The sequence below is a fragment of the Cellulomonas sp. URHB0016 genome (assembly GCF_054057935.1).
Window position 1 is genome coordinate 2,137,130 of the sequence record NZ_JBSRZU010000001.1, and the last position, 17,089, is coordinate 2,154,218.

The following is a 17,089-nucleotide window of genomic DNA, read 5'->3' on the forward strand; positions in this document are numbered from 1 at the left end:
CGGCGAGCGGTCGTCAGGCCGGCGCGGCGAGCGGTCGTCAGGCCGGCGCGGCGAGCGGTCCTCAGGCCGGCGCGGGCGGCTCGAAGGTGCCGAGCACGGCGACGGCGAGGTCGCTGACGTCCTCGTCGTCGTCCCGGGTGAGGCGTTCGACGTCCGCGCGCAGCTCCGGCCAGCGCGGGACGCTGGCCGCCAGCGCGGCCGCCGCGCGGACCTCGGGGTCGGGATGTGTCAGCGCGCGACGGAGCACGCCCAGCAGCTCCGGGTCCGCGGTCGGCGGTGCGACGGCGCCGAGCACCCCGAGCGCGTGCCGCAGCTCGGGCGTCCCGGCGGCGCCGGCGACGAGGGCCGGGACGTCCACCGGCGCGTAGCAGGGGACCCTGCGCGCCAGCTCGTCGGCGACCTCGTCCCGGCGGACCCCGCTCACGGCGAGCTGCTCGACGCGGAGGGCCACGTCGTCGAACAGCCGGACGGTCGCGCCCGGCAGGGCCCACTCGAACAGCGTGTCCTCGTCCACCGGGTCGGCCACCGCGCCGCCGAGGCTCTCGACGGCCGCACCGATCTCGTCCCACGACGCACCGCGCCGCGGCGTCAGGTACCGCTCGTCGTCCATCACCGCTCCTCGTCGTCCGTCCCGTGCCGCCCGGTCAGCCGCCCGGCCACATCGTCCCCCGCAATCGGGCCACCAGGTGGTCGCGGAAGTGCTCGCGGATCCACTTGACGCACTGGTCCGTGCTGGAGAACACCAGCTGCTCGGTCGTCATCAGCATCGACAGGTAGGCCTTGGTGACCTCGGCCTCGCGCTTGGCGTGCTTGCGCGCGTCGAACTGCTCCGCCGCCTTGCGAGCCTCGGGAGGTGTGCGTGACGCGCGCGCCTGCTGCCCGGCGCCCGTCGGCGACATCGGGTTGGCGCGCGTGACGGCCTCCTCCAGCGAGGTGCCGTTCTCCCCCACGACGCTCAGGTTCATGAACGTCGTCGCGTGCGCCGCCGAGTGCCGGCCGGGCTCGACCGTGGTGACCAGCCGGGTCGTGGCCGCGAGCATCCTGAGCCGCTCCTCGCCCTCCGGCCCGTTGAACGCCGCGTGCGAGGGGCGCCGGCCGGCCATGATGTCGAGCATCGCGTCGCGCATCTGGACGTCGTCGATGCCGGCGCGGCGGACGTCGCGCAGCGACTGGAGGATGTCGGGCAGGTCGCGCAGCGTCTTGGCCGGCTTCTGCTTGGTGGGGTTGAGGTAGCGACCGGTGCTGCCCTCGCCGAAGTCCGTCTCGATGTGCCCCGCCGCCGAGCTGTACGACTGCCGCTCCGGCACGACGACGCCCGGCACCATCTCGATGTGCTCCCGCTCGCCCATGGCGCGCTGCGTACCGCCCTCGACACCGGCGAGCGCGGCGGACTCCGCTGCCGGCGACTGGGCGGTGCGCGGCCCCTCGGGCGGGACGCCCGTGTCGCGGTCGACGATGCCCTTGCCGGCCTGACGGTCGCGGTTGATGCGCTCCACCTCCCCGCGGACCGCGGCGTCCTGCATGAGCTGCTCGCCGACCTCGGCCAGGATGCGGCTCAGCTCGCCCCCGACGATCTTCACGGCCTGCGCGACGTCGGCCTTGGGGTTGACGGTCGCGGTGATGCGGACCGGCGTGCCCTCGCTGATGGTGAGCGAGGTCAGGCGGTAGCGGGTCTTCCACCACAGCAGCTGGGCCCTGAGCCGGAGCTTCGAGACGCCCTTCGCGAGCAGCCGTTCGACCGCCGGCCTGATCGCGGTCACGGCCTTGTCGAGGCGCTGCTGCTTCTTCGCCTGGTCGTCCTGGGTGCCGCCGCCCTTCTTCTGCCGGCGGCGCTCACGCCACGCGTTGAACTTGTCGCGGGCGGCCTTGAGCTTGTCGCCGATCTTCTTGCCGAGCTTCTTGAGGGCCCCACCGATCCGCTTCACGACCTTCTTCAGCGCCGCACCGATCTTCTTGGCGATCTCGCGGATCTTCCCGGCGACCTTGCTCGCGCCCTTCGCCAGGCGGGCGAGCAGCCAGTTCGAGACGAAGTCGACGACGGTGATCGCCGCCGCGGCGACGACGTCCGCGAACGCCGGACCTCCCTGGCCGGACTTCACCGCCCGCAGGAACGCGACGAACTTGTCCATCGCCTGCAGGATCTGGCTGACGGTGCCCCAGGCGGCCTGCAGGCCCTGGACGATCGCGAGCACGGCGCCGGCGGCCGGCACGATCATCGACACCAGCTTCTCCACGAGCAACCCGATGAGCGCCGGCGGGATGGCCGACTTGATGCCCTCCCAGGCCATCGCGCCGATCTTCGCGATCGAGATGCCGCCCTTGGTCAGCAGGTTCCAGACGGCCGTGCCGAGCCCGAGCACCTGCTCGACCTTGGCGTTGAACCACGTCTTGACGGCGGTCTTCAGCGCCTTCCACAGGTGGTTGCGGATGCCGTCGACGACGGCCGCACCGAGGTTGCGCAGCCAGGCGCCCGGGTTCGCGGCCACGTCCTTGGCGATCGCGAGGAACGCACCGATCGCCGCGAGCGCCGCACGAGCGGCATTGATGGCGCCGTTGACGGCGGCCGCGACGGCGCTCACGGCAGCCTTGAGACCGGCCTCGAGGCCGCTGATGAGCGCGGTGAGGGCCCGCCCGAGGAGCCCGAGCGCGGCCTTGACGCCGTTCTTCAGGCCCTCGGCGAGCCGGTTGACGGCCGCCTCCGCACGCTGCACGGCCGCGCGGATCGCGTTCCGGAACCGGTCACGGAGCGCGGGGAACGCGGCCAGGAGCCGGTCGCCGATGGCCATCAGCGCGGACCCGGCGAGCCTGATGGCCGCGACGACCGCCTGCCGGGCCTTCTCGATGATCGCGGTGGCGAGCTGCTGCGCCTTCTCGACGGCCGCCCGCACCGCCTGTCGGGCCTTCTCGAACGCCGCCGAGATCCCGGCCTTCACCTTGTCGAACAGGGCCGACGCCTTCGACGCGACCCAGCCGAAGAACCCGCCGCCGCCGCTCTCGTTCCTGGCCTGGGCGCGCTGCTGCGCGGCCTCGCGCTCACCTTCCTGGCGGGCCTGCGCCGCCTCCTGCGCGCCCGCCGCGTGCGCCTGGCCGGCCTCCGTCCGGGCCCGGGACTGCTCGGCCGTCACCGTCTGCGCGGCGCCCGCCGTGACGGTCTGCGCCTCGGCGTCCGCCCCCGCGACGAGCGTCGACTGCTCTCCCCTCCACTGGGTCCGCTGGTTCGAGACGTCCGCCCTCAGGCTGGTGCGCTGGGCCTGCTCCGCCTGCGCGTGCTCCGCCTCGAGCGCGGCTACCTCCTGGCCGGCCTGGTCGCGACGCGCGGTCTCCTGCTGCGCGTGCTGCTGCTTGACGGCCGTCATCTGCGCAGCGCCCGCCGACGCCGCGGCGCGCACCGCCGGGCCCTGCTGCTCCTCGACGACCGCGTCGACCGCGACGTCGTCCCCTGCCGCCTCGCCGCCGCCACCGCCCGGGCCGCCGGCCGCCGCCGGACCGGCGGGACCACCCCCGCCGGCGGCTCCTGGCGCGCCGACGTCGGCCTCGATCGTCTCGACCGGCACGGTGGGCCGCACCGCGTCCTCGCCCATCGGCTCGGCCGCGTCCCGTGCCCCCTCCGCCTGGGCGTGCGCTGCGCCCTGAGCGAGGTGCGCCTGCTGGTCGCGGACCTGCCCCGGATCCGCCTCACCGGCGAGCGCGAGGCTCGGCGGCGGTCCCGGCGTCAGAGCGGCGCCGGGGTCGCGCGTCGGCATCCGGTCGATCGACGCGGCCAGGTCCCGGGCACCTTCCTCGGTGAGCCCGCCCTCCGCTGCCACCGGGAGCGGCGGTGGGGCCACCCGTGCCACCGGAGCCGGGCCGGCAGCGGGCAGCGGTGCAGGTGCGGGCACCGGCACGGCCGCTCCCGGGGCGACCTTCGCCACCTGCGCCGTCCCGGCCGCCGCCGTGGCCGGGACCTGGTCGGACGCGGCGCCGGCAGCCGTCATGCCCGCCAGCGGCGTGTGCTTCGGCGGGGCGGCCGCGAGCCGCGCCTGCTCCTGCGCGACGGCTCCCCCGGCGGCCGCCTCCACGCCGCCCAGAGTCGCCGCCATCTGCGTCGGCCGCAGGGACCCGACGATCGCCATCGCCTGCTCCGGCGGTGCGGACGACACGTCCGGAGGTGCGGCCACGGTCGGCTCCTCGACGGCCGCGCCCCCGCCTCCCCCGCCGCCACCCTCTGCGGGCTCCGGTGCACCCGACGACGCCTCGTCGACCTCCGCCTGGGCGCCCGCGCCGACCGCCTCCTGCGCCGCGGCGGTCTCGGCCTGGTCCGAACCTGCGGGCTCGGCCGCCTCGGGGGCGGCGGTTCCGCCGGCGTCGGCGGCCTCCGGCCCGGTTCCGGTCACCGGGCTCGCGACGGCCACCGGACCTGCGTCGGCAGCCACCGGCTGGGCCACCGGACCTGCGTCGGCGGTCTCCGGCTCGGCCGCAGGACCCGCGTCGGCGGCCTCCGGCTCGGGCGCCGGGCCCACGTCGGCGGCCTCCGGCTGCGCCGCCGGGCCTGCCTCGGCGGCCTCCGGTTCGACCGCCGGGGCCACGTCGGCGGACGGCGCGGCAGCAGACGCCGGTCCGGCCGCGGCGTCCGGCGCGCCCGACGACCCCTCGCCCCCCGCCTGTTCGGTCGCCGTGGAGGGACCCCCCGACGAGACGCTCTCGTCCAGCACCGCGAGCTCGGCGTCGCCGAGACCGGGCGCCGGGGTCGGAGCACCGCCGGTGTCGTCGCCGCCGCCGCTCGACTCCACCGTGGGAGCGGCCCCCGCCTGGGGGACCGGCCGGTCCTGCGCCGCCACCTCCGGAGCCGTCGCGGGAGCGGGTGCCGGACCGGTGGCGGCCACCGCACTGCGCGCCTCGGCGGGTGGTGGCACGAGGACGGGCCGGGGCGCCTCCCGCTGCTCGAGGGTGGGCGGTGCCGCTCCCGGCGGGGTCGCGACGCCCGGCACCGACGGTGACGTGCCCGCCGTCGTCGACGTGCCCACCGCGGAGTCGACGGCCGGGAGCACCGCGGACCCGGCCGCGGCGGGGAGCACTGCCGAGTCGGTGGCGGGAGGCACCGCGGAGTCGACGGCCGGAAGCGCCGCGGAACCGGCGGCCGGAAGCACCGCAGAACCGGCGGCCGGAAGCACCGCGGAACCGGCGCCCGGGAGCGCAGTCGGCCTGGTGGGCGCCGGACCGGCCGACGTGCCGGACGCCGCCGTCCCGTCGTGCGCCGCGCCGTGCGTCGCGTCGTGCGTCGCGCCCGGCGTCGCCACCTCGGTGGTTGCTGCGCCGGCCTCCACCGGCTCGACAGCAGAGGCTCCGCCGCCCGCACCGGGACGCGCCCCCGGCCCCGACGGTGCCCGGGGAGACGCACCGCCTCCCGTTCCCGGCGGCGCGGGAGGCGAGGGGTTCGCCGCCTCGACCTCGGCGCCGGAGTGGCCCGTCGTCCCGACCTCGGCCGCGGCGGTGCCCGCGGACAGCTCCGAGGCACCGGCGGTCGCGCCCGCGTCCCGCTCTCCCGGCGGACGGACCAGTCGCGCCACCGCCCGGTTCCCCGCGAGGTGCTGCAACCGCTGGACCGCGGCACGCGACAGGGTGGCGGGCGGGCGAGCCGCCGCATCCCGGTCGGTCGCCTCGGCGGTGGCCGGACGGGGTCCGGCGGTGACGTGGTCAGGTGGACGCCGGGCGCGCTCGCGGCCGGCGTCGTCGGTCAGCGCGGGCTCGTGAGAGTGGGGCACTGCACCTCCGGGGACTCCGCCGTCCACTGTCGAGCCGGTCCCCGGCACGCGTCTGGCGCCCGAGGGCGGCTGACCAGGCATCGCGGGCCGCGCGAAAGGGCAACCGGCCCGTCGGGTGGCGTGCGGGAGCGGGCGACGCCGGGGGTCTCGTCCCGGTCGGCCGGGCCGCACCGGGCGCAGGCGAGCGCCGCGCCTCGGCCGGCTGCCCTTTCGGGCCACGGTCGGTGCCCCATCGTCTGGCCGCCGTCCGGTCCGGCCGGCGCCTCGGCCGGGGCACGGTGGGGCGGGCGGGCCGACGGGTGCCCGCGGGAGGAGGCGTGCCGGTGGAACGGGTACGCACATGGGTGGCCGGCGCGGTCGTCGGCGTCCTCCTGCTGCCCGTGGCGGGCGCTGCCTCCGCCGGACCGGTGCCTGCCGCACCCCTCACCGCGGCCCTCCCTGTGCCGACGGCGGTCGCGCCCAGGGCAGGGTTCGTCGACACGTCGGACGAGCTCCGGAGCCTGTCCCTCTCGTGGAACGGCGGCACGGGTGTCGCGGCGGAGCTCGCTGGGGGGACCGCTGCCGCCGCGCCCGTCGCGCGCCCCGACGCCCTCGCGCGCGCGGCCGCCGTCGCCCCGACCGTGGCCGACGGCGGCGGGACGTCCGACGGCTCGGGCGCGCCGCGGCCGCTCGCCGACGGCGGTGGGACGTCCGACGGCTCGGGCGGGACGGGGACCGGGCCGGTGGTCGACAGCGGCGCAACCACGTCCGCCGCGAGCTCCCCGACCACGCTCGCCCTCGGGTCCGTGCCCCCCGTCTTCGGCTCCCCCTCGTTCCGGGACGACTACGAGCTCCGCCAGTCGCACCGGGTGGACGGCCAGGCCCACGTGCTGGCCACCGCGAGGCAGGGGGTGCTTGCCGCCTGGGTGAGCACGCAGGACTCCGAGGGCGACCCGAACCTCCCGGACCCCGCGGACCGGTCGAACTTCGGGGACGTGTACCTCGCCGACATGTTCAGCGGCACCCCTCCGCCGGACACCCGCGTCACGTGCGACGCCGCCCAGGAGGTCCACCCGGTGGTCTCGCCGGGCGGCCACCACGTGGCGTACGCGTCGAACGCGAGCGGCCGATGGGTCGTCATGGTCGCCGAGGTCCCGCCTGCCGGTGAGGGCTCGTGCGAGGCGGCGGCACCGGAGGCGGTCACCGCGGCGGACGTCGACAGCACGTGGCCGACCTGGCTGGACGACGGCCACCTCATCGTGTCCCAGGTCACCGAGGAGGCACCCCTCGGTGGGCTCTACCGGATCGACCTGGGCGCCACGTCGCTCGACCCGGTCCTGCTGACGTCGGGGACGGTCGGCAGCACGCAGCCGGACGTCCGGTCGGTCGGCAAGAACGAGGCGTTCGTCCTGGCGTACACGACCACCGAGTACCGCCCGGACGGGTCGATCCAGTTCATGCAGCTGGACGACGACGGCCGGCCGGTGCAGCGGGTCGACGGCGAGGGCGAGCCGCTGTTCGACGCGAACGGTGACCCGATCACGACCATCGACCCGTACGCGGGGGCGGAGGACTCCCGGGTCCAGGGGTCGGAGCCCGCGTGGTCACCGGACGACAGCGATTTCGACCTGCTGTTCACCTCGACGCAGGACGACCCCGTGGGCGGTGTCTGGGTCGGGGTGTGGGACCTGGACGCGCCGCTGTCGTTCGCGGGCCAGCTGTCGCTGGTGGACGTGGTGGGCGTCACGGAGTCGCACGCCACGTGGGTCACCGACTTCCGCGACGACAACGGCTTCGCCTTCGCCCAGGTCGCGTACACCTCCGAGGTCGTGTCCCCCGACGTGACGGACGTGGTCGCGGACGACGGGTCGGACGTGCGGACGGTGAGCGACGAGGGGTTCTTCCCGTCCGGCGACACCCTGCAGGCGTTCGCGGGGGCGGGGCCGGGCGTGCACTACTCGCCCGACGGCGCGCAGGTCGCGTTCAGCACCCCCGTCGGCGGCGAGGGTGACACGGGCGCGGCCCTGCACCTCGCACGGGCCGACGACCTCACCGCCGTGCCGTTCGACTACGAGCGTGACGACGCCGACATCGACGTCGACCCGGTGTGGTCGCCGGACGGGTCCACCATCGCGTTCGTGCGGGCGGCGTCGGACGGCGACGGCGGCCACCAGCCCTCGCACCTGTGGATCGTGAGCGTCAGGGACGACGAGACGTTCGGCGAGGCGACGCAGGTGACGATGAGCGACGAGGACGCCTCGCACTGGGACAGCGGTCCCACGTGGTCCCCGGACGGCACGCACCTCGCGTTCGCGCGGATCAGCCAGTCGGGCGAGAGCCCGGCGGTCGGCCCGCAGATCTGGGTGGTGGACGTCGAGTCGCAGCAGGCGGACCCGCTCTTCGTCACCGAGTGCGGGTGCGGTGGCCTGGCGGTGTTCGGCCGGTCGCCGTCCTGGTCGCCGGACGGCACGCGGATCGCGGTCGCCGACCTGGTCACCGACATCCCGGCCGAGTCGGACCTGGCCATCGACGCGCGCGGCGGGATCGGGGTGGTCGAGCTCTCCCCCGACGAGGTCACCCGCGTGCTCGCGGTGGCGCCGTTGACGGGGATCGGGCCCGACGGGACGGCGACGCCGACACGGCTGCAGGTCGGGACGTCCGACGACCCCGAGTGGTCCCCCGACGGCCGGGAGATCGCGTTCTCGGGCTCGCCCGCCGGCCAGGCGAAGCTGCGCGCCATCTGGGCGGTGTCCCCCGACGGCGCGACCCTGCGCCGCGTCGTCGACCTGACCGGACCGCAGCGCGCACCGGCGTACCAGCCGTTCACGGACCTCGTGCTGACGCTGTCGGCGGGTCCCGTCACCGGCGGGGCCGCCACGGTCACCGCCACGGTGACGAACACCGGACCGGCGCTGGTCCGCGAGGCCACCGTGACCGTCGAGCTGCCCGCCGGCCTGTCGTCCCCGGGCGCTCCCGGGTGCACGCAGTCGGGCGCGTTCCTCACGTGTCCCGTCACGGGGCCGCTGGCCGCGGGCGGCACCGTGGCGTTCGCCATCCCCGTGCAGGGCATCAGCAGCACGACGGCGTCGACGATCTCCGGTCTGGTGCAGACGAGCACCCCCGAGCGGGTGGTCGGGAACAACACGACGTCGGTGACGGTGCGCGGGGTCCCGGTCCCGGACGGGGGTGTCGCGGGCGGGGTCAGCGTCACGGTGGCCGGCTCGTCGCCCGTCGCGTTCGTCGGAGGGCACCCCGTGACGGTGACGTTCACCGTCCGCAACGTCGGCACGCTGCCGGTGCAGGACGTCGCGCTGACCACGGCATACCCGGCGATCGTCTCCGTCGCGCCGGGCGGCGGGTCGCCGTGCCTGGTCGCCGCCGGATCCTGCCCGGTCGGCACGCTCGCCGGCGGCGCGTCCGTGGTGCTGACCGCGACGCTCGACCCCAACCTCCCGTTCACCGGGCCCCCGCAGAGCGGCACGACGACGGGGACGGTGACCACGACGTCGCCCGACCCGGCGCCCGCGGACAACACCGCGTCGGCCACGCTCGAGGTGCGCCAGCCGGTCGTGGTGCTGGCGCCGTCGGTCGCCCGGCCCGGCGAGGTGGTGTTCGCCGTCGGGCACGACTTCCCGCCCGGTGAGGCCGTGAACCTCCGCTGGTCGCAGGGTCTGCTCAGCGTCCGCAACCCCGTCGTCGCCCGCGACGACGGCTCCTGGTCGCAGTCGATCGTCGTCATCCGCGACACCTTGCTGACGCAGCGCGACCTGCGGGCCAGCAACGGCCAGCCCTCCCCCGCGTACGGCGACGTGACGGCTCCGCTGCTCGTGGTCCCGACGTCCGTGGACGCCCCGACGTTCCTGTTCCGGAAGTGAGCCGATGATCGGTCAGGTGGACGAGGCGCTGCGCGCGCTCGTGCGGGAGGCGGTGGGCAGCACCGACGTGGAGGTCGTGCTCGACGCCCCGACGAAGGACTGGGCCGCGCGCCGGAACGCGCCGACGGTCGACGTGTACCTGTACGACCTGCGCGAGGACCTGCGCCGCCGCAGCCGGGGGTTCCTGGAGAACCGGGTGGAGGGCAGGGTCGTCGACCGGTTCGAACCGCCCCGCCACTTCCGCCTGTCCTACCTGGTGACGGCGTGGACGCAGCGGCCGGAGGACGAGCACCGGCTGCTCGACTCGGTGCTGCGGCACCTCCTGCGGTTCGACTCGCTGCCGAGGCACGTGCTCGAGGAGCCGCTGCTGTCCGCCGGTGCGCGGGTGCCGTTGTTCGTCGGGCTGCCGCCGCCCGAGGACCGTGGTTTCGCGGACGTGTGGACGGCCATGGGCGGCGAGCTCAAGCCGTCGATCGACGTGGTCGTCGACACCCCGGTCATGACGAGCGTCAGCGCGCACGTCGGGCCGCCGGTGGAGCGCCCGCTCCTCGTGGACCTGTCCGACACGGACACCGGTGCGAGCGACGTCGGGGTGCACCCGCACGAGCCGCCGCCGCCGCGAGAACCGGACGCGGCCGCCGCACGCACGAGCAGCCGCCCGGTGGCCCGGGCGAGAGGACGACGGTGACCGGCACGACGCTCGACGACGGCAGGCGCGTCGACCCCAGCACCGCCCACCTGCTCGGCCGCCTCGCGGTGGTCGAGGAGCGCGTGCGGCGGCTCGTCGCGAGCCGCCGGGCGGACGACCCGCAGCCCGACGACCCGTTCCGCGGGCTGTACCTCAGCGACGAGACGGTGGACCGGCTGCTGGCCGGGCCGCCGGCGGAGGCCGATCCCGACGCGGTGGCGCAGCGGACGCTGGACGTCGAAGGACTCGCCTCCCAGGCCGAGGCCCTCGGCGCGCGCCTGCGGCTGCGGGAGCTGACCCGCGAGTTCGCGCTGGAGCCGCTCGACGTGGAGCTGCTGCTCGTGGCGCTGGCGCCCGAGGTGGACGCCCGGTTCGAGCAGCTGTTCGGCTACCTCAACGACGACGTGACCCGCCGCCGGCCGTCGGTCGCGGTGGCGCTCGCGCTGTGCGGGGTGCCGCTCGGGTCGGCCGCCGGCCGGCACCGCCTCGAGCACGGTCCGCTCGTCACCGCCGGGCTGCTGACCCTGGAGGACCCCGACCGCCCGCTGCCGGGCCGCCCGCTGCGGGTCCCCGACCGGGTGGTGGGCCACCTGCTCGGCGACGACGCGCCCGACCCGGCCCTGGCGCCGGTGCTGGTGGACGTCGAGGACGTGCAGTGGGGCGACCCGGCGCGGCTGGCCGGTGCGCTGCGCAACGGCGCGCGGCTGGTGTACCTGCGCGAGCCGCCGACCGGGTCCGGGCGCGTGCTCGGGGTCCGTGCGCTGCGCGCGGTGGACCGGCCCGTGCTCGTGCTCGACGCGGCGGCGCTCGCGGCGGCGTACGACCCGGTCGGGCTCGGGTCGACGGCCGTCCGGGAGGCCCGGCTGACGGGTGCGGGGATCGTCGTGTCCGGCGTCGAAGGGCTCACCGAGCGGCCCCTGGCGCTGCGTGAGGTGCTCGACGGGGGCCCGCCGGTGCTCGTCGTCGGGCGCAGCACCTGGGACCCCGCGTGGAGCGAGTGGCCGCCGCTGCTGTTCGACGTGCCCGCGAGCACCGTCCTGGAGCGCGACGCGCTGTGGGCGTCCTCGCTCGGGGAGCACGGGATCGACGCCACCGCGGCGACCGCCCCGTTCCGGCTGCGGCCCGAGCAGGTCACCCGCGCGGCACGGGCCGCCCGCCAGCAGGCCACGCTCGACGGCGGCCTCACCGTGGACCACGTGCGGGTCGGGGCCCGCTCCGAGAACGGCACGGCGCTCGAACGGCTCGCCCGGCGCATCGAGCCCGGCGTCGGCTGGCCGGACCTGGTGCTGCCCGAGCCGGTGCTCGTGGCGCTGCGGGAGATCTCGACGCGCGCGCGGCACCGCGAGCAGGTGCTCGGCGACTGGCGGATGCGGCCCGGCGGCGGGCGGGGGCACGGCGTCTCGGCGCTGTTCGCGGGCGACTCCGGCACCGGCAAGACGATGTCCGCCGAGGTCGTCGCGCACGACCTCGGGCTCGAGCTGTACGTCGTGGACCTCGCGACCGTGGTGGACAAGTACATCGGCGAGACCGAGAAGAACCTCGAACGGATCTTCGCCGGTGCGGCCGGCGTCAACGCGGTGCTGCTGTTCGACGAGGCCGACGCCGTGTTCGGCCGCCGCTCCGAGGTCAAGGACGCGCACGACCGGTACGCCAACATCGAGTCCGCCTACCTGCTCCAGCGCATGGAGTCGTTCGACGGCCTCGCCATCCTGGCGACCAACCTGCGCGCCAACATCGACGACGCGTTCATCCGCCGGCTCGACGTGGTCGTCGACTTCCCCGTGCCCGACGCCGGCCAGCGCGCCGCCCTGTGGGACCGGTGCCTCGGGTCGCGCGTGCCCCGGGTCGGCGACCTGGACCTCGCGTTCTGCGGGCAGGCGTTCGAGCTGGCCGGCGGCGCGATCCGGTCCGCCGCGGTCACCGCCGCCTACCTCGCGGCCGACGACGGTGGGGCCGTCGCGATGCGGCACGTCGTGACCGCCGTGTACCGGGAGTACCGCAAGCTCGGGCGGCTCACGCTGGAGAGCGAGTTCGGGCCGTACTGGGCCCTGATGGGCACCTGACCGCCGGTATCACGTCGTCCGCAGACGGTCCGCGGACCGACACTGGCCCCATGCCGCAGGACCTCAGCGCCGTCCCCTGGCCGGTGCGCACCGCCCGCCTGACCATCCGGCCCGCCACGGCCGACGACGTCGACAGCACCTGGCGGATCCGCAACCGGCCGGGCGTCGACGAGTGGCTCAGTCACGACTTCAGCGACCGGGACGCCTACGCCGGGCGGTTCGTCGACCCGGACCGCCTGGCCGCCACGCTCGTGATCGAGCTCGACGGGCGCGTCGCCGGCGACCTGATGCTGCTGCTCGAGGACGCCTGGGCGCAGAGCGACGTCGCCGACCGGGCGCACCACGTGCAGGCCGTGCTCGGCTGGGTGCTCGACCCCGACCACGGCGGCCAGGGCTACGCCACCGAGGCCGTCGCGGAGCTGGTCCGGATCTGCTTCGAGGACCTCGGCCTGCGCCGGGTGCGGGCCCTGTGCTTCGCCGACAACGAGCCGTCGTGGCGGCTGATGGAGCGGGTCGGCATGCGCCGCGAGGAGCACGCCCGGCAGGACTCGCTGCACCGCACCAAGGGCTGGCTCGACGGGATGACCTACGCGCTGCTGGCCGACGAGTGGCGGGCGTCCCGGGCGTCGGTCGCAGCGCCCTGACCCGCGTCCTGCTCGGCGGACGGGCCCGCGTCGCGCACTAGGACCGGCCCGGGCCGTCCGTCGGGCGCGTCCGGTCTGTCGCTGTCGTCCTGAGGGTCTGGACGTTGGCAGGATGCTCGCGTGAGCTCCGTTCTCGTCGTGGTGGACCTGCAGGTCGGTGTCGTCCGGGACTGCGTCGATGCCGACGGCGTCCTCGCGCGGACCGCCGCCGTCGTCGCGCGGGCGCGCGCGAGCGGTACACCGGTCGTGTGGGTGCAGGACGAGCAGGACTTCCCGCGCGACGGCGAGGACTGGCAGCTCGCCCCTCCGCTGGTCCCGCTGGACGGCGAGGCGCGCGTCTGCAAGGCCTACCGCGACGCGTTCGCGGGCACCGACCTGACGGCCCTGCTCGCCGGGCTCGGTGCCACGCGCCTCGTGATCGCCGGGGCCCAGTCGGACTTCTGCGTCCGGACCCTCGGCCAGAGCGCGGCCGCCCGCGGGTTCGACGTGACGCTCGTCGGGGACTGCCACACCACGTGGGGCGGGGTGTTCGCCGGGGCGCCCGTGACCGGCGAGCAGATCGTCGCGCACACCAACGCGTACTTCGTGGGGCTGCGCTACCCCGGCCGGCGGTTCACCGTGGAGGACCACGACGCCGTCCGCCTGGTCTGACCGGCAGGCCGCCGGTCGTCATGCACCACGGCGATCGCTCGTCGCCGGGTGTCGCACGGCCGCGCGCGACGGCCTGGTCGCCAATCTGAGAATCCGCCGTGAATCACCACGATCCGGACCTGTCCGGAGCCGTCTGCTCCTAGCCTCGCAACGTCCGCCGGCATCGAACGAGGAGGCTCACGTGCACGGAACTCATGCAGGGCAGCGGAGGACCACCTGGAGCGATCGGGTCGCCACCGGCAGAGTCGCAAGGGTGGTGACGATCGGTGCCGCCGCGGGGCTGGCCATCGTCCTCGGCACCGCCCAGGCGGCGTCCGCCGGCATCACGTCCGTCTCCGCGTCCACGAACGGCTCCAGCGCGCACGCCACCGTGGCCGGCACCACGTACGGCCCGTTGCAGGTCTCGATTTCGGTCACCGCCTGCGACACCAAGGCCGACGGGCACCACGCGGAAGGTTGGCTCATCGTCCGCAACAGCGCCCGCGCGACCGTGAAGACGGTCAAGGCGAAGGCGTACGGCGGCAACGGGACGTGCGTGACGGCGACGGGCACGGTCGCGTGCGCCGACACCCACGAGCTCGTCCTCTGGTCGAACACCATGGAAGGCGACACCGTCGTCGGCTCTCCCGGCGGGGACCAGAAGGTCTTCGCGGGCTGCTGATCGAGACCTGTCCTTCCACGTCCGCCGCCCTGACCAGGCCGGGTGCCCGTTCGGGTCGTGCACGTGCCCGAACGGGCCTCCCCGCCGCACCTGTCGCGGACGCGCGCGCAGTGGCATGGTCGGGAGGGACGACCGTCGAGAGGGGCCGACGATGCACAGCCACGACCACCAGGAACAGGCCGAGAGCGGCCTGCGACCCAAGGCGTCACGCGTCGACGAGGAGCGGACGGCGCCGACCGTCGCCCGCGCCCTGGCCGACAGGCGCCCGGACATGCTCGGCGCCGCAGGGGTGACGTTCCTGCAGCGCACCGCGGGCAACGCCTCGACCGCCGGCCTCGTCGAGGAGGAGCGATCGCCCGTGCTGGACGTGCTGTCGTCGGGTGGCGGGCGAGCCCTCGACCCGGAGACCCGCACCGACATGGAGAGCCGGCTCGGCGCCGACTTCGGCGACGTGCGGGTGCACTCCGACTCGGCGGCCTCCGACTCCGCGAAGGCCGTCGGCGCGCACGCGTACACCGTCGGCTCGGACGTGGTGCTGGGCAGCGGGGTGGACACGTCGTCGACCTCGGGGCGGACCACGCTCGCGCACGAGCTCACGCACGTGGTGCAGCAGCGCAGCGGACCCGTCGACGGCTCGCCGGCGGGGGGCGGCATCCAGGTGTCCGACCCCGGCGACCGGTTCGAGCGGGCCGCCCAGGCGAACGCCGAGCGGGTGATGGCCGGGCCTGCGCCCACCCAGCGGGCCACGGCCGAGGCCGGCCCTGCGGTCGCGGCCCCGTCGGTGCAGCGCGAGGAGCTGGACGGCGAGGGGGCCGGCGGCGCCCCCGTCCAGCGGGAGGGCGAGGAGAAGGAGGAGGAGGCCGAGGCCTGACCTGACCCGCGAAGGACCCGGCCGACCCCTGTGCGGCCGGGTCCTTCGTGCGTCCGGGGCATTCGCTGGACCCTCGCAGGCCCGTCGCCGTCCCCTCCCGGCCCCTCATCGGCCCGTCGCCGGACGGTCCCGGACCCCGCGTTCGAGCGCAGGTCGTCCGTGCGGACGACCTGCTGGACGGCGGCACGGCGCCCGGCCGTCGGCACCTCCGACGGGGGCACGATCCGACGCCCGATCGGGCAGCCACCCCGGCCCTCGCGGGCGTCCGGGGGGACGCTCCCCGCCCGCACCCGCGGCAGCACTCTGATCCCACGACTCCCTGTGCCCAAGGAGGGGACATGCCGACCTATCTGTCGCCCGGCGTCTACGTCGAGGAGGTGGAGGCGGGTGCGCGACCGATCGAGGGGGTCGGCACGTCCGTCGCCGCCTTCGTCGGCATGGCCGCCAAGGGGCCGTTCAACCAGCCCACGCTGGTCTCGAACTGGACCCAGTTCTCCGAGACGTTCGGGGACTTCCTGCCCGACGCGTACCTCGCCCACTCCGTCTACGGGTACTTCCTGAACGGCGGGATCAACGCGTACATCGTGCGCATCGGCAGCGACGCCGAGCCCGACGAGCCCGTCACGCGGGCGACGCCCAAGGCCCTGCCGGCCGGCGCGCAGGCCGTGATCGGCGCGTACCGGGTGGTCGCCCACGACCGGGCGCCCAAGACGAAGTCCATCAGCGTCGAGGTGGCCGACGCGGGCGGCGAGAACCCGCCCGACGACCAGTTCAAGCTGGTCATCAAGCTCGACGGCAAGGACACCGAGACGTACGACAACGTCACGACGAAGCGCGGCGACAACAACGTCGTCACGAAGCTCGCCGACTCGAAGCTCGTCACGATCGAGGAGCTGGCGTCCGGCAGCGCGCTCGCGAAGCCCGACAAGGGCCACGCCGACCTCGCCGTCCCGCCGCCCGAGCCCGAGGTCCCCGAGACGTCCGACCTCGGCGCCGACGACTACATCGGCGACGCCGCCGACCGCACCGGCTTCAGCGGCCTGGAGGCGATCGACGAGGTCACCATCGTGGCCGTCCCGGACCTCGTCGCCGCGCTCGAGCAGGGCGCTGTCGACCTCGAGACGTTCCAGGCCGTGCAGCTCGCGGTCATCGCGCACTGCGAGCTCATGGGTGACCGTGTCGCGATCCTCGACCCGCCGCCCGGGCTCAGCCCGCAGCAGATCAAGGACTGGCGGGTCAACGGCGCGGGCTACGACTCGAAGTACGCCACGCTCTACTGGCCGTACATCAAGGTCTTCGACCCGTCGACAGGCGCCAACAAGTTCGTCCCGCCGTCGGGCCACATGGCCGGCGTGTGGGCGCGCAGCGACCAGGAGCGCGGCGTGCACAAGGCGCCCGCGAACGAGGTGGTGCGCGGGGCGATCACCCTGCAGACGCAGATCACCAAGGCCGAGCACGAGCTGCTCAACCCGGCGGGCATCAACGCCATCCGCACGTTCCCCGGCCGCGGGGTGCGCGTGTGGGGGGCCCGGACCCTGTCGTCCGACCCGGCCTGGCGCTACATCAACGTGCGGCGGCTGTTCAACTACCTCGAGGAGACCATCCTCACCGGTACCCAGTGGGTCGTGTTCGAGCCGAACGACGACGCCCTGTGGGCGCGGATCCGCCGGACGATCTCGGCGTTCCTCGTCAACGAGTGGCGCAAGGGGGCGTTGTTCGGGCTCACCCCCGACGAGGCGTTCTTCGTGCAGTGCGACCGCGAGACCAACCCCGCCGAGGCCATCGACGCCGGTCAGGTCACCTGCCGCATCGGGGTGGCCCCGGTGAAGCCCGCCGAGTTCGTCATCTTCCAGCTGTCGCAGTTCTCCGGCGGCACCAGCCTCGCGTCCGAGTGACGCCCTCATACGAAGGACGGT

General features: G+C 75.3%; 10 protein-coding genes. 8 read left to right on the forward strand and 2 right to left on the reverse strand.

Annotated elements, in window-relative coordinates; translation table 11 throughout:
- Positions 1 to 61 precede the first annotated feature (61 nt).
- Entirely contained in the window at positions 62 to 610 is a 549-nt protein-coding gene (locus tag ACVW07_RS09855; protein ID WP_456819070.1) for a HEAT repeat domain-containing protein, read from the reverse strand.
- A 34-nt stretch (positions 611 to 644) separates the two neighbouring features.
- A complete protein-coding gene (locus ACVW07_RS09860; protein WP_456819071.1) occupies positions 645 to 5,741 on the reverse strand; it encodes a hypothetical protein in 5,097 nt (1,698 codons plus the stop codon).
- A gap of 323 nt (positions 5,742 to 6,064) precedes the next feature.
- Here ACVW07_RS09860 and ACVW07_RS09865 point away from each other — a divergent pair, with 323 nt between their 5' ends.
- From ACVW07_RS09865 to ACVW07_RS09900, 8 genes are all read left to right on the forward strand, one after another.
- Positions 6,065 to 9,595 (forward strand): hypothetical protein, encoded by a 3,531-nt coding sequence (locus ACVW07_RS09865; protein ID WP_456819072.1) that lies wholly within the window; start codon positions 6,065 to 6,067, stop codon positions 9,593 to 9,595.
- Between the two features lie 4 nt (positions 9,596 to 9,599).
- Positions 9,600 to 10,283 (forward strand): DUF4255 domain-containing protein, encoded by a 684-nt coding sequence (locus tag ACVW07_RS09870; RefSeq protein ID WP_456819073.1) that lies wholly within the window; start codon positions 9,600 to 9,602, stop codon positions 10,281 to 10,283.
- The gene (locus ACVW07_RS09875; protein ID WP_456819074.1) at positions 10,280 to 12,346 is read left to right on the forward strand and encodes an ATP-binding protein; all 2,067 of its coding nucleotides are present in this window, start codon (positions 10,280 to 10,282) and stop codon (positions 12,344 to 12,346) included. The genes ACVW07_RS09870 and ACVW07_RS09875 overlap by 4 nt, the downstream gene beginning before the upstream one ends.
- Before the next feature lie 50 nt (positions 12,347 to 12,396).
- Positions 12,397 to 12,990, forward strand: a complete 594-nt coding sequence (locus ACVW07_RS09880) for a GNAT family N-acetyltransferase (protein ID WP_456819075.1) — start codon at positions 12,397 to 12,399, stop codon at positions 12,988 to 12,990.
- A gap of 120 nt (positions 12,991 to 13,110) precedes the next feature.
- On the forward strand, positions 13,111 to 13,641 hold the full coding sequence (locus ACVW07_RS09885; RefSeq protein WP_456819076.1) for an isochorismatase family protein: 531 nt from the start codon (positions 13,111 to 13,113) through the stop codon (positions 13,639 to 13,641).
- A gap of 253 nt (positions 13,642 to 13,894) precedes the next feature.
- Positions 13,895 to 14,302, forward strand: a complete 408-nt coding sequence (locus ACVW07_RS09890; protein WP_456819077.1) for a hypothetical protein — start codon at positions 13,895 to 13,897, stop codon at positions 14,300 to 14,302.
- Positions 14,303 to 14,453: 151 nt separating this feature from the next.
- The gene (locus tag ACVW07_RS09895; RefSeq protein ID WP_456819078.1) at positions 14,454 to 15,173 is read left to right on the forward strand and encodes an eCIS core domain-containing protein; all 720 of its coding nucleotides are present in this window, start codon (positions 14,454 to 14,456) and stop codon (positions 15,171 to 15,173) included.
- Positions 15,174 to 15,511: 338 nt separating this feature from the next.
- Complete coding sequence (locus ACVW07_RS09900; protein ID WP_456819079.1) at positions 15,512 to 17,068, forward strand: phage tail sheath family protein; 1,557 nt, start codon at positions 15,512 to 15,514, stop codon at positions 17,066 to 17,068.
- The last annotated feature ends 21 nt before the right edge of the window (positions 17,069 to 17,089 follow it).